Genomic DNA, 5,386 nt, shown 5'->3' on the forward strand with positions numbered 1-5,386 from the left:
GGAAGTCTTTGTCTTTCAAGGCGAACCGAATAATATCAAGATAACAACCAAGAAGGATCTAATATTTCTAAAAAAGAATTTATGAGGAAAGTAATAATATTTGGTTCCACCGGTTCAATTGGATTGAATACAATTAAGGTTTTAAAAAATTTGAGAGAATATAAAATTGCTGGTCTGGCAACTTATTCAAATTATAGACTTTTGAATAGACAGATTAATGAATTAAGCCCCCAATATGCGGTTTTAGTTAATAAAGGATACTACAAAGAGTTAAAACAAACTTTCGGAAAAAAGAATATCATGTTCGGCGAAGATGGATTATATGAAATGATAGAAAAATCTAACGCCGATATTCTTGTTGCTGCATTTTCAAGTGCAATCGGTATATATGCAATCCTTTCGGCAATAAGAAAAGGTATGAGAATCTGTCTGGCAACAAAAGAAGTTCTTGTGAGTTTTGGTGAAATAGTGATGAAAGAGGTAAAGAAGAATAATGTAGAATTGATACCAGTGGACAGTGAACATTCAGCGATATACCAGTGCCTTGAAGGTAGAAAACCGGACGAAATTGATAAAATTATTCTTACTGCAAGTGGCGGTCCATTTTTAAATCGTTCTTTAAAAAATGTTCGGAAATCAGATGTTTTGAATCATCCTGTCTGGAATATGGGTAAAAAAATAACAGTTGATTCAGCAACGATGATGAACAAAGCACAGGAAATCATTGAAGCGCACCATCTTTTTAATGTTCCACCTGAGAAAATAAAGGTTGTTATACATCCTGAGGCGATCTGCCATTCTTTGGTCCAATTTATTGATGGGACTTTGATCGGTCAATTTTCTCGTCCCGATATGAGGTTGCCCATACAATATGCGTTGACTACCCCACAGAGAATGCCATCACTTGTGAGATCAATAGAACTTGATAAAATAAGACATTTGAATTTTTTCACGCCGGATTACAAGAAGTTCCCGGGATTAAATTTAGCCTATGAGGCATTGAAGATTGGAAAAAGTATGCCGGCTGTTCTTAACGGTGCGAATGAGGCAGCAGTCAGGGCATTCCTTGATGATAAATTAAGATTTCAGGACATAACTGGTATTATTAAAAAGGCAATGTCCGCCCACAATCCTGTGTCGGGTGGTATAGAAGAATATAGGCAGGCTGAAATATGGGCAAAAGAATTTGTTCACAAAGAGATAAAAAAAGGGAGGTAGGGTGTTTCTGATAACAGTGATCGCATTTCTTTTTATCCTCGGTTTTTCCATTACTATTCACGAATTTGGCCATTTTATATTTGCCAAGATTTTTAAAATTCCTGTAGAAAAATTTTCTATTGGTTTTGGCCCACCGATAATAAAAAAGAAGATTGGTGAAACCGATTTCAGAATTGCGTATATCCCGGTGGGCGGTTATGTGAAGATGGCGGGCGAGGAAGATGCTGAAATTCCCTTTTCAAAACAGAATCTTGAAACATCAGAAAATCAAATTCCTGGCTTTTATGAGGCACCTTTATTCCACAGAATAATGGTTGTGATTAGTGGTCCCGTTTTCAATATAATTTCCGGTGCAATTGTTTTAATCGTTCTTTATATGTTTTTCGGATTATATGTAAACCCGCATTTGCGAATAAAAGTGGAAAATGGAAGTTATGCTGAAAGGATTGGATTAAAAAACCTTGATTCACTTATTTCTATAAACGATCAACCTATCAGTTACTGGGATGAAATAGAAGGAATATTTGAGTCAAAAAAAGATAGTGTTATAAAAGTTACATTAAAAAGGGAAGGTCAGATATTGGTAATGAATTTAGTTGTAAATCCCGATTCACTGATTTTGACTCCTTTTGTTCCACCCGTAGTTGGTTCTCTTAAGATAGATGGTCCCGCACACAAAGCAGGAATGGTAAATAATGATACAATAATAAGTATTGATGGAAAAAAAATTGAAACCTGGGATGACTTTGTATCAATAGTGCGGAAGTCTAAGAATGTGCCGTTAAATATTACCTATAAACATAACAATGAATTGAAATCAGCAGTGATAACCCCGCTACCCTATTATGACCCTATATTAAAAGATACGATTGGTCAGATCGGTATCGTTATGCCATTGAAGAAGATTAATATTAAACCGGGCAAGGCGGTGGCAATGGCGATAAATCGCTCAGTAGAATTGATTTATTTGACACTCAAGACTTTTTATCAATTGATAAAAGGTGAAATTTCAAGAAAGGCACTTGGGGGTCCAATTGCTATTGCTAAACTTACTGGGGAATCAGCACGCTGGGGTTTTGAAAATTTACTGAGTTTATTGAGTGTAATATCTATAAACCTTGGGCTTGTCAATCTTTTTCCTATTCCGGCATTGGATGGTGGCCACATAGTGGTGGCGATAATAGAAGGAATTCGGAAGAAACGATTCAGTAAAAAGACAAGATTGGTAATTCAACAAGTGGGTTTTGCTATAATCATATTGCTTATCATTTATGTTACATTTAATGACCTAACAAGATGAAGATACTGTTTTATTATCCAGTTTCATCTGCGAAAAGATTTGAACCCCTCATTGCAATTAAAGGAAGCGCATTTTTTCGCAGGCCCAATTACGATGCAATGCGTCTTGCCTATCTTTCAAAAAATTGTGATTTTTATTATTTTGATGAAAGAACTGAGGAAAAACCTGAAATTACGCCTGATATAATTGTTTTCCCCATTCCTCTTACTCTGGCATATTATACTCAAACTTTGGCGCAAAAATACCATGAAATAGGTGTCAAGACGGTCGCCTATGGTGTTTATCCATCGCTGTTTTTGGCTGAAGCAAAAAAGTATTTTGATGTTGTTGTCAGGGGTGATATAACTGCAGTCTGGGAAAAAATTCTTAATGATTATAAAAATAATGAAATCGCCGATGTCTATGAAGCGGGGGAGGCAAGGGTTAGTTTTAGAACATACCGTGAATATGAAAAAAAATATGGTTTGACACCGATAATTTCGCAATTGAGAACTTCGTATGGATGTTTCTGCAGCAATGAGTTTAAAGATTATTGCTTTGAAAGCGTTATTTATAAAAAAGACCAATTCTGGGACCCCAAAGAAGTTTATTATGAAGTTTCGAGGTTACAGAGAAAAATGATATATTTAATGGATGATGATTTTTTACATAATCTTGATTATGCCTGTGAGATTCTCCGTGAATGCTGGCGTTTGAAAAAAATGTGGATATTCCAGACCAAAGGTTCATTTTTCAAATACCCAAGGTTTATGAATTTTTTAAAAGAACATGGTGTGCGTATTATATACCTGAAAGAAGATTGGTTGGGTAACAACCTCTCAAACGATATTTATAGACGGGAGTTTACAAAACAGAAAGAATACGAAGTCAATATGATACATGGAAGTAGAATGACCGTTGGTGCTAAAATTATGCTTGGATTTGAAGGTGAAAATGCAAAGTTTTTTAGAGATTTCTTAAAATTTTTGTTCAACATTAAACTTGATTTTGTGGAAATTGCAGTGCGAACACCGTTGCCTTTTACTGAGACTTATAAAAAACTGGAGAAAAGTAAACGTGTTAATAAAGACCTTTCTCTTTATGATAGGTGGATGCCAGTGGTAAGACTGGAAGGAATTGCTCAGAATGAATTGTATAACTGGCTTGAATTACTAAGAGATAGTTTTTATTCTTGGGAAACAATCTTACGCCGTTTAATACTTGTCGCCCCTCAGCTTGGATTTTATAATACTATGTTTTTCTATCTTATTCCTAATCTTTCATATCGCGACAATTTTCTTGAAAAAGTTGGTTATCCACCATAATGCTACATTATACAAAAATATCTTGACTTTAATGAATTGACAGATATAATCTTTGGTAGAGGAGGTAATATGAAACGCATTATACCTTTTCTTTTTTTAATAACAGCAGGAATCCTCTCTGCCCAGACAGTCGTTGTGCGTGTGTATGGCAGATGGGATGACCTTGCTCGTATATCGCCGAAATACAACCTTGATATTGCTACGGGCAGGGCAAATGAGTGGTATGATATTGTGGCTGACCGTAATACAATGGATAAAATCATTGCTTCGGGATTACCTTATGAGGTTCAGATTTATAGTCTTGAATTGGAGAAAGAAGAGGTTAGAAGCCATTATTACAGTTATGACCAGTATGTCCAGATGATGCGGCAGATGGCACAGAATTATTCTTCAATCTGTAAGTTTGATTCACTGCCGATAAGGACATATCAGAATCGCTGGATATATGGTGTTAAGATTTCGGATAATCCTAATTATGAAGATCCTACCGAGCCAGGGTTTTTGATTGATGGTTGTCATCATGCCCGTGAGTGGGCGACGCCTTTTGTGGTTTACAAGTTTTGTGATTCAATAACGAAGGTTTATGCGACGAATAATGAGATAAAGCAGATTGTTGATAATATAGAGATATATGCGTTTCCGGTGATAAATGTTGATGGATATGTATATGATTATCCGTCCGGGTTATCCTGGCGTAAGAATCGTGAGCCGTTCGGTGGTGCCACAGGCACTGACCCGAATCGGAATTATGGTGGTTGTAGCGGTGATATTGCTGGTGACTGGGGTGCGGTTGATGAAGCACAGGCAAGCCATTATCCTTCAGACCAGACATTCTGTGGTGCTTGTGTAAATTCCGGTGATGAAACAAGGGCACTGGCAATGTATGTAAGAAATCGCATTATCAATGCCTATATGACCTATCACAGTTACAGCGAACTTATTCTTTGGCCTTGGGGATGGACAAGTTCTGGAACTCCAGATGCTACAGTTTATACCCGTCTCGGCAACAGGATGGCGGGGATGGTTAACAGATTGGGAGGCGGAACATATACACCAGGACAATCATATTCAAATCCTTATCCAACGAGTGGTGGGAGTGATGATTGGTTATATTCCTGGTGCCACTGGGTTGGTGGGATTGCCAATCTTTCCTACTGCACCGAGATCGGGACTGCGTTCTATCAAGATACTACCCAGTTGGATATAATCTTCAGAGAAAATTTCAAGGCACTAAAATACCTTGCCCAGCTTTGTAGAGATTCAATCCCAATATTATGTGAAGGTTGTGTAGCCCCACCGGTTATATATCCGATAGGCAATGTTTCTCAAAATTATACAATCAGGTGGCATCCAGTTAATCCGTCAGAAAATCATCCCACCCAGTGGGAACTTGTGGAGCTTTCCAATCCCAGTGTGATTGAAGATAATCTGGAATCGGGCACCGGACGTTGGGTTTTACAGGGATTTTCCCTCTCTACTGCCCAGCATCATTCTGGTTCATATAGTTTATTCTCAGGTAATACCAACAATATGAATAGTGCGGCACGGACATTACATCCTTATC

At 37.3% G+C, this 5,386-nt stretch carries 4 protein-coding genes; all 4 read left to right on the forward strand.

Annotated features, from left to right (window positions below; all coding sequences use genetic code 11):
• The first annotated feature begins 81 nt into the window (after positions 1 to 81).
• Entirely contained in the window at positions 82 to 1,218 is a 1,137-nt protein-coding gene (gene dxr / locus ABIL69_11580) for a 1-deoxy-D-xylulose-5-phosphate reductoisomerase (GenBank protein MEO0124629.1), read from the forward strand.
• A 1-nt stretch (position 1,219) separates the two neighbouring features.
• Entirely contained in the window at positions 1,220 to 2,518 is a 1,299-nt protein-coding gene (rseP, locus tag ABIL69_11585) for an RIP metalloprotease RseP (protein ID MEO0124630.1), read from the forward strand.
• Positions 2,515 to 3,822: a hypothetical protein gene (locus ABIL69_11590; GenBank protein ID MEO0124631.1), complete on the forward strand. Its 1,308-nt coding sequence runs from the start codon at positions 2,515 to 2,517 to the stop codon at positions 3,820 to 3,822. The genes rseP and ABIL69_11590 overlap by 4 nt, the downstream gene beginning before the upstream one ends.
• A 69-nt stretch (positions 3,823 to 3,891) precedes the next feature.
• The coding region (locus tag ABIL69_11595; GenBank protein MEO0124632.1) for a M14 family metallopeptidase at positions 3,892 to 5,386 on the forward strand (1,495 nt) is incomplete at its 3' end.

Source organism: candidate division WOR-3 bacterium, assembly GCA_039802005.1.
Taxonomy (GTDB): domain Bacteria; phylum Hydrothermota; class Tepidihabitantia; order SM23-42; family JAOAFX01; genus JAOAFX01.